Genomic DNA, 16,895 nt, shown 5'->3' with positions numbered 1-16,895 from the left:
GCAGGGCGCCCTGCACGCCGGCTCGCCAATTCCGCATCACGAAGTTTGCGCAGGCTTAGTTTTGCGCAGGCTTAATTTTGCGAAGCCTTGGCGGCCCGCTCGCGCTCGACGCGCTCGGTGACGTCACGCGCCATCGCCACCGATCCCTGCACCACTCCAGCGGCGTCCCGTACCAGCGCGAAGGTCATCTCGATGTAGAGCTTGCGTCCGTCCTTGTGCAGCGCGCGGGTCAGTGTCGGCTTGCCCGCAAGCTTCATCGCGCCGCTGGCAAGCGCGGCCTCGAAGCCTTTCCAATGCGCGGCGCGCAGATGTTCGGGAATGATCAGGTCGAGATTCTGGCCCAGCGCTTCGTCCACGGAGAAGCCGAACAGTGCGGACGATGCGCGATTCCAGCGCATGATGGTGCCGGAGCGATCCGAGTAGATCAGCGCATCGGCGACGTCGTCGAGGATGTTTGCGTCGAGTTGGGATGGATTGGTCATGTCAGCACCTGGTGGCCCGGATGGAGCACAGCGTAAGCCGGGATCGTGCCACAAGTGAGACTTTCCCGGATGACGCTTGCGCTCCATCCGGGCGACGGATGATCGCTACACCCGGAAATGCTTGCTCAGCTTCAGCCCCTGGGCCTGATAGTTCGAGCCGATGCGCTGGCCGTACATGGCGTCGGGGCGGGCCAGCATCTTCTCGTAGACGAGGCGGCCGACGATCTGGCCGTGCTCGAGGATGAACGGCACCTCGCGCGAGCGCACTTCGAGCACGGCGCGCGACCCCAGCCCGCCGGCGCCGGCATAGCCGAAGCCGGGATCGAAGAACCCGGCGTAGTGCACGCGGAACTCGCCGACCAACGGATCGAACGGTACCATCTCCGCGGCGTAATCGGGCGGCACCTGCACGGCCTCTTTCGACGCGAGGATATAGAACTCGCCGGGATCGAGGATCAGGCTGCCGTCGGGGCGGGCCGAGATCGGCTCCCAGAACTCCTCGACGGAATAGCCGGCGCGGCGATCGACGTCGATGACGCCGGTGTGGCGCTTGGCGCGGTAGCCGACGAAGCCGCCGCTCTTTTCGCCGGAAAGATCAACCGAGACGGCGACGCCGCCGGTGAGATCGGCATCGTCGATATCGACCAGACGCTCGGTCGCATGCAGCGCCTCGAGGTCGTCGATGTTGAGGATGGCATCGCCGGTACGGAAGCGCACCTGGCTCAGGCGCGAGCCCTCGCTGACCAGCACCGGGAACGTCTTCGGGCTGATCTCAGCATAGAGCGGACCGTGATAGCCGGCACCGATCATGTCGAAGCGGCGGGTGCCGTCGGCGATCACGCGGGTGAAGACGTCGAGCCGTCCGGTCGAGCTTTTCGGGTTGGCGGCCGCGACGATCTCCGGCGGCAGCGCGAGACTTTCGAGCAGCGGCACGATGTAGACGCAGTTGGTCTCCAGCACCGCGCCGTCGGCGAGGCTGAACTCGTGCAGCTTCAACTCGTCGATGCGCTCGGCGACGGTGGCGCCGGGACCGGGCAGGAAGCTGGCGCGAACGCGATAGGCGATGTCGCCGAGGCGCAAATCGAGGCTCGCCGGCTGGATCTGGCTTTCGACGAAGTCGTAAGCGGGCAGGATGAGACCGCCCTCCGCCATCGCCGCGATCATGCGGTCGGGCAGGATACCATTGGCGTCGGCGGCGACCGTGAACGTCAACCCGGGGTCCTCATCAGGGATCAAACACATCCCGACATGCGGGAAATATGAGCGTTTTACGGCTATCCGATGGACGTCTTGACGGAAAGGGCATTGCGGAATATGAGCATGACTTATCCCGTGGTGATTTGAGCCGGCCGGCTTGCAGCCACGTTAAATAAGTCGCTAAACAGGCCGGGGACCTCTGTGATCCCGGCCCGTGGAAATATTCCAGGCCGGTTTTTTTGTGACCATTTCGATGGTCACTTCAGGAGGTCCTATGTCGAAGTCCCCGGCGCCAACCGCCCACTACCGTCCCGAAACTCGCCTGGTTCATTCCGGCACCTTACGCTCGCAATATGGCGAGACGTCGGAGTCGCTGTTCCTGACCCAGGGCTACGTCTACAACAGCGCCGAGGAGTGCGAGGCGCGGTTCAAGGGCGAGGACCCCGGCTTCATCTATTCACGCTACTCCAATCCGACCATCTCGATGTTCGAGCGGCGCATGATCGAGCTCGAGGGCGCCGAGGCGGCACGTTCGGCGGCGACCGGCATGGCGGCGGTGACGACCGCGATCCTGGCGCCGCTCAAGGCCGGCGATCACGTCGTGGCCTCGCGCGCGCTGTTCGGCTCGTGTCTCTACGTCGTGCAGGATTTGCTGCCGCGCTACGGCATCGAGACCACGCTGGTCGACGGCCTCGATCTCGACCAATGGCAGCGCGCCATGAAGCCGAACACCAAGACGTTCTTCCTGGAGAGCCCGACCAACCCGACGCTCGACGTGCTCGACATTCCCGGCATTGCCGAGATCGCGCACAGCGGCGGCGCGCGGCTCGTCGTCGACAACGTGTTCGCCACCCCGATCTGGCAGAGCCCGCTCGCGCTCGGCGCCGACGTCGTGGTCTATTCCGCGACCAAGCACATCGACGGCCAGGGCCGCTGTCTTGGCGGCATCATCCTGTCCTCGGAAGCGTTCATCGCCGAGCACATCCACAATTTCATGCGCCAGACCGGCCCATCGATCTCGCCGTTCAACGCCTGGGTCCTGCTCAAGGGTCTGGAGACGCTCGCCGTGCGCGTGCGCGCGCAGACCGAGACGGCGGCGCGCATCGCGGACGTGCTGGCGAGCCATCCGAAGATTTCGCGGCTGGTGTTTCCCGGCCGCGCCGATCATCCGCAGGCTGCATTGGTAAAGAAGCAGATGCGCGGTGGCTCGACGCTGGTCGGCCTCGAGGTCAAGGGCGGCAAGCAGGCGGCGTTCCGCGTGCTCAACGAGCTCAAGCTTGCCAAGATCTCGAACAATCTCGGCGACGCCAAGAGCCTCGTCACGCATCCGGCCACCACGACGCATCAGCGCCTCAAGCCGGAGGACCGCGCCGCGCTCGGCATCAGCGAGGGCTTCATCCGCTTCTCGGCGGGGCTGGAGCACGCGGACGATCTGATCGAGGATCTGACCGCGGCGCTGGAGAAGGCGTGAGCTTGAATCGTAGGGTGGATTAGCCGAAGGCGTAATCCACCAACTTCGTTCGGCATTCGCTGAAGCATGGTGGGTTACGCTAGCGGACTGCGCTTCGCGCAGCCGCGAGCTAACCCACCCTACCGCAGCGGAGCTCACATCGGCCGGTACGTCCGCACGTCCGCGGGCACGTTGACGCCGAGCTTGATCTGGCCGACGGAGCGGATGATGTCGTCGCCGAGGAGCTGGGCGAAGCAGGCATAGCCCCAATCGTTCATGTGCAGGCCGTCGGCGATCACGAAACTCTCGACCGGAAGCGATTGCTTCTCGTGCCAGTCGCGCATCACCTCGAAGCGCGGGAAGATGCCGACGTGACGGAGCTCGGCGACCTTGCCGAGCAGCTTCACCATCTTGCCGGCGCTCTCGGCGCGCTGGTTGACGGCGGGCGAATATTGCGGATCGACCAGCACGACGTCGGTGCCGCCGGCAGCCTGGATGCGGCTGATGCCGTCCTCGACCAGCTTGGCGGTATCGCCGGGATCGAGATTGCGCAGCACCGCATTGGTGCCGACCTGCCAGATCACCAGATCCGGATGCACGTCGATCACCTCTTTCTGGAGGCGCTTCATCATCTCGGGCGCGTCCTCGCCGCCGACGCCGGCATTGACGACGGTGATGTCGGCGGTCGGATAGTGCCGGTGCAGCTGCGCGGCAAGGCGATTGGGATAGTTGAACTCCGGCGAGCTCGCGCCGAATCCCGCGGTCGAGGACGAGCCGAACGCGACGATGACGACGGGCTGGCCGGCGACGAGCTTGCCCGCGACATGCGGCAGCGAGCCCATCGCCTTCGCGCCGCCCTTCGGCGACAGGCAGGGCACGCGGCTGAAGACGTCGCCGGCGGATTTCGCGACCTGCTTCACCTTGTCGATCGCGCGCGCAGTGATGCCGCGCTGCTCGGGGGACGTCGCTGCGACAGCGGTTTGGGACGGTGAAGCGGGTGCCGGATTAGCCGACTGCTGCGGGGCCGGCGTTGCCTGCGCGGCCTGCGTCTGCGCGTGCGACTGCGAGGCCGGACTCAGCAACAGCAGCAGCGCTGCTGCGGGCACAGCCAGCCATGCCGTCAGGCAAAAAGGGCGGAGAGAACTCATTAACGCTAGACCTCAATTTTGCTGCTGGGCCGGCTCCAGATGGGCAGCGTCGATCACGAACTGTGCCAACGCCCGGCCAAGGCAATCATGGACCTGTTTCGCCAGCTCAGGCCCGCGCGACGGGCTGAACAGGTCGAACTGCCCCTGGTCATTCCACTGCCGCATGATCGCGAAACGATCGAACAGCGGAATATCGTGCTCCTGCGCCACCACCCGCATATTGTCGAGGTATGGCGGCACCGAGATCATGGTTTCGGTACGCGGACTGTACTGCAAATTCATCAAGACGACGTCAGCCCCTGCCTTTTGCAACGCAACAACCCCTTCGGTCACCGCGCCGCGAAAATCATCGGGATCGATGGCTCGAATAGCATCGACAGTCCCGGTCTGCCAGATGACCAAAGTAGGCGCTTTTGCTTCCATGAGCTTAACGAAGCTGGCGGCCGCCTCCTCGGCCGTTTTCTTGCTCTGTATTTCTACGGAGACGTGCACAGTCTCGGACGGCGGCAGCTTGTCCTTCAGGATGGCCTGCATCCGCGCCGGATAAGAGGCGTCCTCGGAGGCCGGAATCGTGGTCGAGCGGCTGCCGATGACCAGGATTTCGAGCGGTTTGCCGGCCTTGATGGCATCGGCGACCTTGGGAAGCTGGCTTTCGCTGGTGAGCAGATAGGACGGCACTTCGCAGGCTGCAGGCACGGCTGAAGCAGCAGGTGCCGCCGAAGCAGCAGGCGCAGCATCGTCCGCGCGCGCCGGAGGCGCGGCGAGACCACCGCACAGCAGGATCAGGCTCAGGAAAACCTTCGCCTTCATCAGCCCCCTCCCGCCATATCGGCGCTGCCGACGGCGCTTTTGGTTTTCGAACCGCTCTTGTCAGCCACCCGCTTGTACCACGAAATCAGCCAGGCCATGGCCCACATGATCAGGATTCCGGAGAGACTAATTAGCGCATGCATGACCGGGCCGCCCGAGACCTCGGCCAGGATGAAATGGCCGGCAAAGGCGAGGAAGACGCCGAGACAGAATATCTCCAGGGAATGCGAGCCGCACAGGATCAGCGGCCGCAGCCAGGGCGATTTCAGGCCCGGCCAGTCCCGGGGCAGGACGCGCACGGTGAGCGCGGCCAGCGCCAGGAAATGCGTGAAGCGCAGCACGTCAAGGTCGGCCTTGTCGATCGGATACATCCACTGCTCGAGCCGCTTCGGCATGAAGTGGGAGAGCTGCGGCACATACCAGGTCAGCGTCACGTAAAATGCCGCGACCAGATAGGCGATCGCGATCCACATCGTCACTCGCGAAGCCAGAATGTGCGACATGCGTCGCGCACCCCCGAGCGCGCACCATGCCCCGAACACGAACAGCAATTGCCAGGCGAAGGGATTGAAGGCCCAGAAGCCGTTCGGATAGGCCGACAGATAGAGATCGTATTCCCAGGTCACCGCGTAGAGTGCGACCGAGAGGCCGAGCGTCACGTCGGGGCGCCATTTCATCAGCCACAGGATCAAGGGCAGCGCCAGCATCAGCACGATGTAGAGCGGCAGCACGTCCATGTTGACGGGACGGAAGCGCAGCAGCAGCGCCTGCACGATCGTGACGTCGGGCTGCTTGAGGAAATCCATGATGCCCATCTCTTCGGTGTAGAGCGGGTTCTCGAACCTGGTCGCGACGTAGGAGATTTCGGCAAGGAAGATCGTGAACAGGAAGACGTGGGCGACATAGATCTGCCAGACGCGCCGCAGGATGCGCGCGGTGGCGACGACGATGCCGGATTCCAGCATCGCCCGACCGTAGACGAAGGCGGCGGTATAGCCGGAGATGAAGATGAAGATCTCGGTGGCGTCGCTGAAGCCGTAATTGCGGATCGTGAACCAGGTCAGAAGGCTCGGCGGCAAATGGTCGATGAAGATCAGCCACAGCGCGAGGCCGCGGAACAGGTCGAGCCGGAGCTCGCGCTCGCCGATGGCGGGCAGCGAAATGGCCGGCGCGGCCGCGCGCCGCTTCGCCCCCGCGGACTTGACCTCCACAGGTTTGGCGGTTCCCGCGATCGTCGATCCCGTCACTTGGTCGGCAATGGTCATCGGGGGCCTAAAAACCCTTCCGCAAATCGCGACGTGGCAAGGAGTGTACCGGTCCGGCCGTCATCTCGCAAAGCGACCGGATCACATGCAAATACACTTGGACGTGTACTTCCCTGCGAATTCTGGCGGGACGATGTCGCTAGAACCGCCTCCGGCGTTTGGTTCCCGAGCGGTTTTCGGTATGATGGCAATCATGTACCGCGCCGTGACCCGCCAGATCGAAGTGACCGTCGAGCCGAACTTTGTTCCGGAGCAGTCGTCGGCCGACCGCTCCCGTTATTTCTGGGCCTACACCATCGTCATCACCAATTCCGGCGACGAGACCGTGCAGCTCAAGACGCGGCACTGGATCATCACCGACGCCACCGGCCGGCAGCAGGAGGTGAAGGGCGAGGGCGTGGTCGGCGAGCAGCCGACGCTCGCCCCCGGCGAACGCTTCGAATACACCTCCGGCGTGCCGCTCACGACCGCCTCGGGCTTCATGACCGGCCGCTACCAGATGGTCAGCGCAACCGGCGAACGCTTCGAGATCGACGTGCCGACGTTCTCGCTGGACAGCCCGGACAACAAGCGGGTGTTGAATTAGCGCTGGAAATGGTGGGCACGCTTCGCTTTGCCCACCTACGGCACCGCGCTACGCGTCCTCGACGCCCGCCTCATCCGGTGTGAACTCGTACACCGAGCTGCAGAACTCGCAGGTTACGACGACCTTGTCGTCCTTGACCATCGCGGCACGGTCGTCGGACGAAAAGCTCTTCAGCATCGATGCGACCGCATCGCGCGAGCAGGAGCATTGCGCCTTCAAGGGCAGTGGATTGAACACGCGCACGCCGCGCTCATGGAACAGGCGGTAGAGCAACCGCTCGCCGGACAACTCGGGATCGATCAGCTCGACGTCTTCGACGGTTTCGATCAGCGAGCGCGCCTCGACCCAGGCATCGTCTTCAGCGACGGCATGGACCTCGACGCCTTCGGGCGCATCGCCGGGATGCAGATCGGCCTGCCGCGCGCGCTCGGGCGCCTTCGGCAGGAACTGCATCAGCATGCCGCCGGCACGCCAGCGATGCTTGCCGCCGTCGTTCGACCGCCACTCCTCGCCCACGGCAAGGCGCACGCGCGTCGGAATCTGCTCGGAGCGCAGGAAATATTCGTGAGCGGCGTCTTCCAGGCTGCCGCCGTCGAGCGCGACCAGGCCCTGGTAGCGGCTCATGTCGGGGCCCTGGTCGATGGTCATGGCGAGATGACCGTGACCCAGCAGCGCGCCGGAAGCCTTGCCGGAATCCTGGACTTCGCCGAGGCGCGCGGCGTCGTAGCGCGCATAGGCGCGCAGGCGATCCGGCGCCTGATAGTCCACGACCAGGAACGACACCGGACCGTCGGTCTGGGCCTGGAGGATGAAGCGGCCCTCGAACTTCAGCGCCGAGCCGAGCAGCGTGGTCAGCACGATGGCCTCGCCGAGCAGCTTGCCGACCGGCGCCGGATAATCGTGCTTGGTCAGGATCTCGTCGAGCGCCGGACCAAGCCGCACCAGCCGACCGCGCACATCGAGCGCATCGACCTCGTAGGGCAGTACGGCGTCATCGATCGGAACCGCGGATGGCGCGCGAACCGGGCCCTCGGGCCCGGTTTTCATGTCAGGGGATTGGGAAACCATGGCGCTTTATCTGGGGTCGGAAGGCGGAATTGGAAGGGGGGTGAGGGCTGTGGTCCGGAGGCGGTTGGGGGATTGCAGAACGATACCGCAACATGGGTGTCGTCCCGGCGAAGGCCGGGACCCATAACCGCAATCTTAGTTTGGCGAAGACCTCGGCCTCGGCCCGCCTGCCACAAGAGAGATTCCGCGGTATGGGTCCCGGCCTTCGCCGGGACGACAAGATTACTTCACCGCGTCGAAGCACCAGGCCAGAATGCCCTTCTGCGCGTGCAGGCGGTTTTCGGCCTCGTCGAACACGACGGATTGCGGACCGTCGATCACCTCGTCGGTGACCTCCTCGCCGCGATGGGCGGGCAGGCAGTGCATGAACAGCGCATCGGGCTTGGCCAGCGACATCAGCTGGGCATTGACCTGATAGGGCTTGAGCACGTTGTGGCGGTGCTCGCCTTCCTTGTCGCCCATCGACACCCAGGTGTCGGTCACGACACAATCGGCGCCGCGCACGGCGGCTTCGGCGTCGGTGCCGAGCATGATCGGCGCGCCGGTCGCCTTGATGAAGTCGCGCATCGCCTTTTTCGGCGCGAGCTCCGGAGGCGTCGCGACATTGAGCTGGAACTTGAAGCGCTCGGCGGCGTGCGCCCAGGACGCCAGCACGTTGTTGTCGTCGCCGGTCCAGGCCACGGTCTTGCCCTCGATCGGGCCGCGATGCTCCTCGTAGGTCATGAGGTCAGCCATCACCTGGCAGGGATGCGAGCGCCGCGTCAGGCCGTTGATGACGGGCACGGTGGCGTTTGCCGCAAGCTCCAGCAGGGCATCGTGATTGAGGATGCGGATCATGATGGCGTCGACATAGCGCGACAGCACGCGCGCGGTGTCGGCGATGGTCTCGCCGCGGCCGAGCTGCATCTCGGCGCCGGTGAGCATGATGGGCTCGCCGCCGAGCTGACGCATGGCGACATCGAAAGACACCCGCGTCCGCGTCGAGGGGCGCTCGAAGATCATCGCCAGCGTCTTGCCTTCCAGCGGCCTGACCGGCTGATGCGCCTTCTGCTTCGCCTTCATCGCGGTGGACGCGGCCAGCATGCGCTTGAGCTCCGACAGCGGCAGCTCGTTGATGTCGAGGAAGTGCTTCGGTGCTTTATCGGGCGACTTGCTCATCAGCTTGCCGCCCGCTTGTTGCCGGACAAGGCCGTGCAGGCGCGCTCGAGCCGCCCGACGCTGTCCTCGATCTCGGCTTCGGTGACGATCAAAGGCGGCAGGAAACGCACGACATTGTCGCCGGCGCCGACGGTGAGCAGCTTTTCGGCACGCAAGGCGGCAACGAGATCGCCGGAAGGCACCACGGCCTTGATGCCGATCAGGAGGCCCTCGCCGCGCACTTCGCTGACGACATCGCCGTGACGGTCGATCACGGAGGCAAGCTTCTGCTTGAGCAGCAGCGACATCCTCTGCACGTGGTCGAAGAAGCCGGGCTTGAGCATGACGTCGAGCACGGCGTTCGCAGCCGCGATCGCGAGCGGATTGCCGCCGAAGGTCGAGCCGTGCGAGCCCGGCGTCATGCCGGATGCCGCTTCCGCGGTCGCAAGGCAGGCGCCGATCGGAAAGCCGCCACCGAGCGCCTTGGCCAGCGACATCACGTCGGGTTCGACGCCCAGGCGGCGGTATGCGAACAGATCGCCGGTGCGGCCCATGCCGGTCTGCACCTCGTCGAAGGCGAGCAACAGACCCTTCTCGTCGCAGAGCTGGCGCAACGCCCTCAGGAAGGCGGGCGTTGCCGAACGCACACCGCCCTCGCCCTGGATCGGCTCGATCAGGATGCCGGCGGTCTGCGGACCGATCGCCTTTTTCACCGCGTCGAGATCGCCATGCGCAACCTGATCGAAGCCCTCCATCGGGGGTCCGAAACCTTCGAGATATTTTGCCGAACCGGTCGCGGCCAGCGTCGCCAGGGTGCGGCCATGGAAGGCGCCTTCGAAGGTGATCATGCGATAACGGTCTGGATGGCCCTTCGCGGCGTGATAACGGCGCACGACCTTGATCACGCATTCCAGCGCTTCGGCGCCGGAATTGCAGAAGAACACGAAGTCCGCGAAACTTTCATTGCACAGGCGCGCGGCGAGCTTTTCGCCGTCCGGGCTCTGGAACAGGTTCGACATGTGCCAGAGCTTCGTGGCCTGCTCCTGCAACGCCGCGACCAGCGCCGGATGGGCATGGCCGAGCGCATTCACCGCCACCCCGGAGGTGAAATCCAGATAGCGCTCGCCATTGGTCGCGATCAGCCAGCAGCCTTCGCCACGCTCGAAACCGAGGTCGGACCTGGCGAAAACGGGGAGCAAATGCGGCGCTGCGCTGTTAGTCATGACGGTCACTTGAATGTTGCGGACGGTGTGAGCGTGCATTGCGCAACGCACCATCGACCGGCCCGGAAAACGAAACGTGCCGCCTCTTGAGGGCGGCACGCACGACCATCTTAGGCCTGGTGAAACGGGTGTCAATGCCGCCCGGAAAGCCTCGCGAAACGCTGAATCCGTAGTCTTGCGGTGCCGATTTTGCGGGATTTAGCCACGGAACATGTGGAAGCGAGTCGGCGGACTCTTGCGCGGGAGTCACGCCATATTGTAGCGTTTGGATTGTCAGATACGACATCTCGTGCAGTGGTTCTGATCTTTAAGTCCTTATGTACCGGCGTAAACGTTCGGGCGTTCAAGACGCGCCCGGCGAGCCTTAAGGGATTCTGACGGCACGGGTTTTTGAAGGCTTAGGCATTCGCTGCGAGGCCCCAGGATGGCTGGCGCGCAGCGAGGGAAAGGGTGCAATGACGGTTTTGACCTGGTCCGATGATCGCGTCGAGCAGCTGAAAAAGCTCTGGGAGGCCGGACTTTCGGCCAGCCAGATCGCGGCGGAGCTCGGCAATGTGACCCGCAATGCCGTGATCGGCAAAGTGCACAGGCTCGGCCTTTCGGGCCGCGCCAAGAGCCCTTCGTCGGCAGCGCCGCGGCCGCGCAAGGCGCGCCCCGCGCAGCACATGATGCGGGTGACCCGCCCGATCTCGCGCGGCAACACTGCGCTGGCGCAGGCCTTCGAGGTCGAGGCTGAGCCGGATCCGGTCACCTACGACAACGTGGTGCCGATGAGCCAGCGGCTGTCGCTGCTGGAATTGAACGAGGCGACCTGCCACTGGCCGGTCGGCGATCCCTCGAGCCCGGACTTCTTCTTCTGCGGTGGACGGGCGTTGTCCGGCCTGCCCTATTGCGCCCAGCACTCGCGCGTTGCGTACCAGCCGGCGTCGGATCGGCGCCGCGCACCGGTGAAGCCGGGTCCGCGGTAAGCTAGCGCACGATCAGTCATCACGCGCGGCGCCTCAATAAATGCAGTGCCGTCCCGGCGAAGGCCGGGACCCATACTCCGAGCACTTAGTTGTTGTGCGAAAGGGTAACTCCGAGTCTTCGCCAAACCGCGCCCTGTGGTTATGGGTCCCGGCCTTCGCCGGGACGACATCGGACATGTCACGGCAGGTAGTAACCTAACCGCAGAAACCTACACCTGCTCCGCCTTGGCAAACCGATCATCCAGCGCGTAGCCGGCGCCGCGGACGGTGCGGATCGGATCCTGCTCGCGGCCGAGATTGAGCAGCTTGCGCAGGCGGCCGATATGCACGTCGACGGTACGCTCGTCGATATAGATGTCGCGGCCCCAGACGCTGTCGAGCAGTTGCTCGCGCGAGAACACCCGCCCCGGATGCTCCAGGAAGAACTCCAGCAGGCGATATTCGGTCGGACCGAGATCGATCGGCCGGCCCGAGCGCGCCACGCGGCGCTTGTCGCGGTCGAGCTCGATGTCACCGAAAGCAAGCACGGTGGCGAGCCGCTCCGGGCTTGCGCGCCGCAGCAGGCCTTTCACGCGCGCCAGCAGCTCCGGCACCGAGAACGGCTTGACGATGTAGTCGTCGGCGCCGGTCGCAAGACCCCGCACCCGCTCGCTCTCCTCGCCGCGCGCGGTGAGCATGATGATCGGGAGCTGCTTGGTCTCGGGACGGGTGCGGAGCCGCCGGCACAATTCGATGCCTGACAGGCCCGGCAGCATCCAGTCGAGCACGATCAGGTCGGGGATGTGCTCCTTGAGACGGGTGTCGGCGTCGTCGCCGCGCATCACCGTCTCGACGTCATAGCCGTCGCCTTCGAGGTTGTAGCGGAGAAGCTCGGTCAGGGCTTCCTCGTCCTCAACCACCATAATGCGTGCGCCCATCGGGTCGTCGCTCCTTAAGTCTTCAGGTGTTCGGTACCGTGTTGGCGAAGGTCGTCATGTCGCCCTTCGGCCGCTTGTCGGTGATCGCCTGGCCCTCGATCATGTAGAACACGGTCTCGGCGATGTTGGTGGCGTGGTCGCCGATCCGCTCGATGTTCTTGGCGCAGAACATCAAATGAATACAGAACGAGATGTTGCGCGGATCCTCCATCATGTAGGTGAGGAGCTCGCGGAACAGCGAGGTGCAGATGGCGTCGACCTCCTCGTCGCCCTTCCACACCGCCATCGCCGCCGGCAAATCATGCGCGGCATAAGCGTCCAGCACCGACTTGACCTGCTGCTGCACGAGGTCGGTCATGTGCTCGAGGCCGCGGAACAGCTTGAGCGGATGGAAGTCCGTCTCCAGCGCCGCGACGCGCTTGCCCATGTTCTTGGCGAGGTCGCCGATGCGCTCGAGATCGGTCGCGACGCGCATGGCGCCGACGATCTCGCGCAGATCGACCGCCATCGGCTGGCGACGTGCGATGGTGAGCACCGCGCGCTCCTCGATGCGCTTCTGCAGCGCGTCGAGCTCGGTGTCGATGGCGACGACGCGCTGGCCGAGCGGGACGTCGCGGCGGATCAGTGCGTCGACGGACTCGACGATCATGCGCTCGGCGATGCCGCCCATCTCGGCGACCAGGCGCGTGAGTTCCTGGAGGTCGGTGTCGAAGGCCTTTGCGGTATGTTCAGAACCCATGTCGCGTCTCCTAGCCGAACCGGCCGGTGATGTAATCCTGCGTGCGCCGGTCGGTCGGCGACGTGAAGATCTTGCTGGTGTCGTCGAACTCGATCAGCTCGCCGAGATACATGAAGGCGGTCTTGTCGGAGACGCGCGCCGCCTGCTGCATGTTGTGGGTGACGATCGCGATCGTGTAATCCTCGGACAGCTCCTGGATCAGCTCCTCGACCTTGGCGGTCGAGATCGGGTCGAGCGCCGAACAGGGTTCGTCGAACAGGATCACCTCGGGCCGCACCGCGACGGTGCGGGCGATGCAGAGACGCTGCTGCTGGCCGCCGGAGAGCGACAGGCCGGAGGCGTTGAGCTTGTCCTTGACCTCGTTCCACAGCGCGCCGCCGCGCAGCGCCTTCTCGACGCGGCCGTCCATCTCGGACTTCGAGATCTTCTCATAGAGACGGATGCCGAACGCGATGTTCTCGTAGATCGTCATCGGGAACGGCGTCGGCTTCTGGAACACCATGCCGACGCGGGCGCGCAGCAGATTGAGGTCCAGCTTGCCGTCGAGGATGTTGGTCTGATCGAGCATGAGCTGACCGGTGGCGCGCTGGCCGGGATAGAGGTCGTACATCCGGTTGAAGATGCGCAGCAGGGTCGACTTGCCGCAGCCCGACGGGCCGATGAACGCGGTGACACGGTTGGCGCCGAGCGTCAGGTTGATGTTCTTCAGCGCGTGGTGCTCGCCGTAATAGAAATTCAGGTTGCGTACGGTCACCTTGGGCGGCGCCTCCGGCAGCACTGCCGTGTGCGGCAGTCCACCGGACGCGCTCATCGATACGGAAAGATCACTCATTTTGCGGTCCTCTCGGCGCCAAGGATGCGCGCGCCAATATTAAGGGCAAGAACGGTCAGGGTGATGAGCAGCGCTCCGCTCCAGGCCAACTGCTTCCAGTAGGCATAGGGGCTCTGCACGAAGTTGTTGATCGTCACCGGCAGGTTCGCCATCGTCTTGTTCAGGCCGAGGCTGAAGAACTGGTTCGACAGCGCGGTGAACAGCAGCGGCGCGGTTTCACCGGCGACGCGAGCGGTCGCGAGCAGCACGCCGGTGATGAGACCCGATCGGGCAGCCCGATAAGCGATCCGCTTGATCACCAGCGAGCGCGGCAGGCCGAGCGCCGAGGCCGCCTCCCGCAACGCGTTCGGCACCAGCAGCAGCATGTCCTCGGTCGTGCGCAGCACCACTGGGATCACGATGACCGCGAGCGCGAGCGAACCCGCGATCGCCGAGAACCCGCGCATCGGCACCACCACCGCGCCGTAGATGAACAGGCCGATGATGATGGAGGGCGCCGAGAGCAGGATGTCGTTGATGAAGCGGATCACCGAGGTCAGCCGGTCGTTGCGGCCGTATTCGGCGAGATAGGTGCCGGCGAACATGCCGAGCGGCGCGCCGATGCCGACGCCGATCACGGTCATGATCAGCGAGCCGACGATGGCGTTGAGCAGGCCGCCCTCGTTCGATCCCGGTGGCGGCGTGTTCTCGGTGAACAGCTGGACATTGAGTCCCGCTACGCCATTGTAGAGCAGCGTAATCAGGATCAGCGCGAGCCAGGTGACGCCGAAGGCGGTTGCGGCGATGCAGAGCCCGCGGACGACGATGTCGTTGCGGCGGCGGCGTGAGTAGATCGGATTCATGGCGCTAGTTCCCCGCCTTCTTTTCCAGCCGCATCAGCATCAGCCGCGCCGCCGCGAGCACGAAGAAGGTCAGCACGAACAGCAGGAGGCCGAGCAGGATCAGGCCGGACTGGTGCAGGCCGTCGCTCTCGGCGAACTCAGATGCGATCGCCGCCGAGATCGTGGTGCCGGGGGCGAAGATCGAGGACGAGATCCGGAACGAGTTGCCGATAATGAAGGTCACCGCCATGGTCTCGCCGAGCGCGCGGCCCAGCGCCAGCATGACGCCGCCGATGACGCCGACGCGGGTGTAGGGGATCACCACGCTGCGGACGACTTCCCAGGTGGTGCAGCCGACGCCGTAGGCGGCTTCCTTCAGGACCGGAGGCACCGTCTTGAACACGTCGACCGAGATCGAGGTGATGAAGGGCAGCACCATGATGGCGAGGATCAGCGCGGCATTGAACAGGCTGAGATAGGACGGGGGACCCGCGAAGATCGCGCCAAGCACGGGCACGCCGTCGAAGATCTTGATCATGAAGGGCTGGAACGTGTTGGCGAGGAACGGACCCAACACGAAGAAGCCCCACATGCCGTAGATGATCGAGGGGATGCCGGCGAGCAGCTCGATCGCCATTCCGATCGGGCGGCGCAGCCATTGCGGGCAGAGCTCGGTGAGGAAGATCGCAATGCCGAGACCCACGGGAATTGCGATCAGCATCGCGATGAAGGAGGTGACGAGCGTGCCGTACATCGGCCCGAGCGCGCCGAGCACCGGCGGATCGGCGGACGGCGCCCAGCGCTGCGTCCACAGGAACGAGACCCCGAATTCCTTCATCGCCGGGAAAGCGCCGACGATCAGCGAAATGATGATGCCGCCGAGGATCAGAAGCACCGAGATCGCGGAGAGCCGCGTGATCCAGTAGAAGGTGACGTCGCCGAGCTTGAACGCGCTCAAGGCCTTGGCGCGATCATACGGTCCGGCGTCGTCGATTACATCGCTCTGAACGGCCATTTCCGCCACGCCGATCCCCTGTACCAAATAGGATACGTTTTTTGTTGGTCCCGTGCCCCGGATGCGGCGCAGCGCATCCGGGGCACGAGCGTCGCGAGCCTAGCTCTTGATTTCGGCAGCCCAGGTCTTCTCGATCAGCTGAACGACCGGGTCCGGCATCGGGATGTAGTCGAGCTCTTCAGCCGCCTTGCCGCCGCTCTTGAAGGCCCAGCGGAAGAACTTGATGGCTTCCTGCGAGGCCGCCTTGTCGGTGGCGTCCTTGTGCATGAGGATGAAGGTCGCCGCCGTGATCGGCCAGGACTTCTCGCCGGGCTGGTCGGTCAGGATGACATAGTAGCCGGGAGCCTTGGCCCAGTCGGCGTTGGCGGCGGCCGCCTGGAAGGCTTCGACGGTGGGCTGCACCGGCTTGCCGGCCTTGTTGACGAGACCGGTGTAGGTCAGCTTGTTCTGCTTGGCATAGGCGTACTCGACATAACCGATCGAGTTCTTGGTCTGGCTGATGTTGCCGGACACGCCTTCGTTGCCCTTGGCGCCGACGCCGACCGGCCACTCGACCGCGGTACCTTCGCCGACCTTGCTCTTCCAGTCCGCGCTGGCCTTGGCGAGGTAGTTGGTGAAGTTGAAGGTGGTGCCCGAACCGTCCGAACGGCGGACCACGGTGATGGCCTCCGAGGGCAGCTTCACGTTCGGGTTCAGCTTCTTGATCGCGGCGTCGTCCCATTTGGTGATCTTGCCGAGATAGATGCTGGCCAGCGTCTCGCCGTCGAACACCATCTCACCGGGCTTCACACCCTCGATGTTGACGACGGGAACGATGGCGCCCATCACCATCGGCCACTGGACGAGGCCGTCCTTCTCGAGCTGCTCGGCCTTGAGCGGCGCGTCGCTGGCGCCGAAAGTCACGGTCTTGGCCTGGATCTGCTTGATGCCGCCGCCGGAGCCGATCGACTGGTAGTTCAGACCGTTGCCGGTCTCCTTCTTGTAGGCGTCAGCCCATTTGGAATAGATCGGGAACGGGAACGTGGCACCGGCACCCGTGATGTCGGCAGCAAAGGCCGCCGTCGTCGATGCGGCGACGATGCCAGCAGCGACGAGTGTTTTGAGGAAATTCATGCTGGTCTCCATACAGGGGAGCGAAGCGCCATCAGCGCCCGATCGCGCTCCCCGTGCCGCTCCTTTAGGAGTGGACAGCTGAGCTTTTACGAAGGTTTGGTGACAGTCGGATGACAGTCTTAAG

General features: G+C 64.6%; 17 protein-coding genes and 1 riboswitch. Of the genes, 3 read left to right on the top strand and 14 right to left on the bottom strand.

All coding sequences use genetic code 11. The features are described 5' to 3' along the window. Positions 1–71 precede the first annotated feature (71 nt). Positions 72–482, bottom strand: coding sequence for a PAS domain-containing protein (locus tag AC0L3U_RS26825; RefSeq protein WP_473363836.1), 411 nt, complete (start codon positions 480–482; stop codon positions 72–74). A 105-nt stretch (positions 483–587) separates the two neighbouring features. After that, complete coding sequence (locus AC0L3U_RS26820) at positions 588–1,724, bottom strand: 2'-deoxycytidine 5'-triphosphate deaminase (protein ID WP_155809444.1); 1,137 nt, start codon at positions 1,722–1,724, stop codon at positions 588–590. 80 nt (positions 1,725–1,804) lie between these two features. Continuing rightward, positions 1,805–1,884, top strand: a riboswitch (SAM riboswitch). 69 nt (positions 1,885–1,953) lie between these two features. Between AC0L3U_RS26820 and AC0L3U_RS26815 the strand changes: the two genes are divergently transcribed. Then, positions 1,954–3,150 carry an O-succinylhomoserine sulfhydrylase gene (locus tag AC0L3U_RS26815; protein WP_007615678.1) on the top strand — a complete coding sequence of 399 codons (1,197 nt, stop codon included), beginning with the start codon at positions 1,954–1,956 and terminating at the stop codon, positions 3,148–3,150. Positions 3,151–3,284: 134 nt separating this feature from the next. On the opposite strand, the gene AC0L3U_RS26810 is transcribed toward AC0L3U_RS26815, so the two are convergent. The 3 genes from AC0L3U_RS26810 to AC0L3U_RS26800 are packed head-to-tail and all read right to left on the bottom strand — an operon-like array spanning position 3,285 to position 6,352. Next, a complete protein-coding gene (locus AC0L3U_RS26810; RefSeq protein WP_456767230.1) occupies positions 3,285–4,277 on the bottom strand; it encodes an SGNH/GDSL hydrolase family protein in 993 nt (330 codons plus the stop codon). A gap of 12 nt (positions 4,278–4,289) precedes the next feature. Continuing rightward, on the bottom strand, positions 4,290–5,087 hold the full coding sequence (locus tag AC0L3U_RS26805; RefSeq protein ID WP_473363835.1) for an SGNH/GDSL hydrolase family protein: 798 nt from the start codon (positions 5,085–5,087) through the stop codon (positions 4,290–4,292). After that, positions 5,087–6,352, bottom strand: a complete 1,266-nt coding sequence (locus tag AC0L3U_RS26800) for an OpgC domain-containing protein (protein WP_085349686.1) — start codon at positions 6,350–6,352, stop codon at positions 5,087–5,089. Before AC0L3U_RS26800 ends, AC0L3U_RS26805 begins: the two co-directional genes overlap by 1 nt. A 193-nt stretch (positions 6,353–6,545) precedes the next feature. On the opposite strand from AC0L3U_RS26800, the gene apaG reads away from it, so the two are divergent. Then, positions 6,546–6,938 carry a Co2+/Mg2+ efflux protein ApaG gene (gene apaG / locus AC0L3U_RS26795; protein ID WP_027514422.1) on the top strand — a complete coding sequence of 131 codons (393 nt, stop codon included), beginning with the start codon at positions 6,546–6,548 and terminating at the stop codon, positions 6,936–6,938. A gap of 48 nt (positions 6,939–6,986) precedes the next feature. Here apaG and AC0L3U_RS26790 read toward each other — a convergent pair whose 3' ends face one another. From AC0L3U_RS26790 to AC0L3U_RS26780, 3 genes are all read right to left on the bottom strand, one after another. Next, positions 6,987–8,006, bottom strand: a complete 1,020-nt coding sequence (locus AC0L3U_RS26790) for an Hsp33 family molecular chaperone (protein WP_473363834.1) — start codon at positions 8,004–8,006, stop codon at positions 6,987–6,989. 222 nt (positions 8,007–8,228) lie between these two features. After that, complete coding sequence (gene argF, locus AC0L3U_RS26785; RefSeq protein WP_106941287.1) at positions 8,229–9,164, bottom strand: ornithine carbamoyltransferase; 936 nt, start codon at positions 9,162–9,164, stop codon at positions 8,229–8,231. Next, entirely contained in the window at positions 9,164–10,366 is a 1,203-nt protein-coding gene (locus tag AC0L3U_RS26780; RefSeq protein WP_473292906.1) for an acetylornithine transaminase, read from the bottom strand. Before AC0L3U_RS26780 ends, argF begins: the two co-directional genes overlap by 1 nt. 455 nt (positions 10,367–10,821) lie before the next feature. On the opposite strand from AC0L3U_RS26780, the gene AC0L3U_RS26775 reads away from it, so the two are divergent. Next, positions 10,822–11,334, top strand: a complete 513-nt coding sequence (locus AC0L3U_RS26775; RefSeq protein ID WP_211395398.1) for a GcrA family cell cycle regulator — start codon at positions 10,822–10,824, stop codon at positions 11,332–11,334. 209 nt (positions 11,335–11,543) lie between these two features. Here the strand turns inward: AC0L3U_RS26775 and phoB are convergent, their stop codons facing one another. The 6 genes from phoB to pstS form a co-directional block, all read right to left on the bottom strand. Beyond that, entirely contained in the window at positions 11,544–12,251 is a 708-nt protein-coding gene (phoB, locus tag AC0L3U_RS26770) for a phosphate regulon transcriptional regulator PhoB (protein WP_007597871.1), read from the bottom strand. Positions 12,252–12,273: 22 nt separating this feature from the next. Continuing rightward, positions 12,274–12,990: a phosphate signaling complex protein PhoU gene (phoU, locus tag AC0L3U_RS26765; RefSeq protein ID WP_018456067.1), complete on the bottom strand. Its 717-nt coding sequence runs from the start codon at positions 12,988–12,990 to the stop codon at positions 12,274–12,276. Between the two features lie 10 nt (positions 12,991–13,000). Next, positions 13,001–13,822 carry a phosphate ABC transporter ATP-binding protein PstB gene (pstB, locus tag AC0L3U_RS26760; RefSeq protein ID WP_473363833.1) on the bottom strand — a complete coding sequence of 274 codons (822 nt, stop codon included), beginning with the start codon at positions 13,820–13,822 and terminating at the stop codon, positions 13,001–13,003. After that, on the bottom strand, positions 13,819–14,664 hold the full coding sequence (gene pstA, locus AC0L3U_RS26755) for a phosphate ABC transporter permease PstA (RefSeq protein ID WP_473363832.1): 846 nt from the start codon (positions 14,662–14,664) through the stop codon (positions 13,819–13,821). The genes pstB and pstA overlap by 4 nt, the downstream gene beginning before the upstream one ends. Positions 14,665–14,668: 4 nt before the next feature. Continuing rightward, positions 14,669–15,658 carry a phosphate ABC transporter permease subunit PstC gene (pstC, locus tag AC0L3U_RS26750; RefSeq protein ID WP_007615692.1) on the bottom strand — a complete coding sequence of 330 codons (990 nt, stop codon included), beginning with the start codon at positions 15,656–15,658 and terminating at the stop codon, positions 14,669–14,671. Between the two features lie 99 nt (positions 15,659–15,757). Next, complete coding sequence (gene pstS / locus AC0L3U_RS26745; RefSeq protein WP_456767224.1) at positions 15,758–16,771, bottom strand: phosphate ABC transporter substrate-binding protein PstS; 1,014 nt, start codon at positions 16,769–16,771, stop codon at positions 15,758–15,760. Between the last annotated feature and the right edge of the window lie 124 nt (positions 16,772–16,895).

Source organism: Bradyrhizobium sp. Kon69 (assembly GCF_055807515.1).
Note: the sequence above shows the minus strand (reverse complement) of the source record. Positions and strands in the feature narration are given on the sequence as shown.

Coding starts and splice junctions, on each gene's coding strand:
- pstA (WP_473363832.1), bottom strand. CDS start 14,664: ATGAATCCGATCTACTCACGCCGCCGCCGCAACGACATCGTCGTCCGC.
- pstC (WP_007615692.1), bottom strand. CDS start 15,658: ATGGCCGTTCAGAGCGATGTAATCGACGACGCCGGACCGTATGATCGC.
- AC0L3U_RS26810 (WP_456767230.1), bottom strand. CDS start 4,277: ATGAGTTCTCTCCGCCCTTTTTGCCTGACGGCATGGCTGGCTGTGCCC.
- AC0L3U_RS26790 (WP_473363834.1), bottom strand. CDS start 8,006: ATGGTTTCCCAATCCCCTGACATGAAAACCGGGCCCGAGGGCCCGGTT.
- AC0L3U_RS26820 (WP_155809444.1), bottom strand. CDS start 1,724: ATGTGTTTGATCCCTGATGAGGACCCCGGGTTGACGTTCACGGTCGCC.
- AC0L3U_RS26825 (WP_473363836.1), bottom strand. CDS start 482: ATGACCAATCCATCCCAACTCGACGCAAACATCCTCGACGACGTCGCC.
- phoB (WP_007597871.1), bottom strand. CDS start 12,251: ATGGGCGCACGCATTATGGTGGTTGAGGACGAGGAAGCCCTGACCGAG.
- AC0L3U_RS26775 (WP_211395398.1), top strand. CDS start 10,822: ATGACGGTTTTGACCTGGTCCGATGATCGCGTCGAGCAGCTGAAAAAG.
- AC0L3U_RS26805 (WP_473363835.1), bottom strand. CDS start 5,087: ATGAAGGCGAAGGTTTTCCTGAGCCTGATCCTGCTGTGCGGTGGTCTC.
- pstS (WP_456767224.1), bottom strand. CDS start 16,771: ATGAATTTCCTCAAAACACTCGTCGCTGCTGGCATCGTCGCCGCATCG.
- AC0L3U_RS26780 (WP_473292906.1), bottom strand. CDS start 10,366: ATGACTAACAGCGCAGCGCCGCATTTGCTCCCCGTTTTCGCCAGGTCC.
- argF (WP_106941287.1), bottom strand. CDS start 9,164: ATGAGCAAGTCGCCCGATAAAGCACCGAAGCACTTCCTCGACATCAAC.
- AC0L3U_RS26800 (WP_085349686.1), bottom strand. CDS start 6,352: ATGACCATTGCCGACCAAGTGACGGGATCGACGATCGCGGGAACCGCC.
- AC0L3U_RS26815 (WP_007615678.1), top strand. CDS start 1,954: ATGTCGAAGTCCCCGGCGCCAACCGCCCACTACCGTCCCGAAACTCGC.
- pstB (WP_473363833.1), bottom strand. CDS start 13,822: ATGAGTGATCTTTCCGTATCGATGAGCGCGTCCGGTGGACTGCCGCAC.
- apaG (WP_027514422.1), top strand. CDS start 6,546: ATGTACCGCGCCGTGACCCGCCAGATCGAAGTGACCGTCGAGCCGAAC.
- phoU (WP_018456067.1), bottom strand. CDS start 12,990: ATGGGTTCTGAACATACCGCAAAGGCCTTCGACACCGACCTCCAGGAA.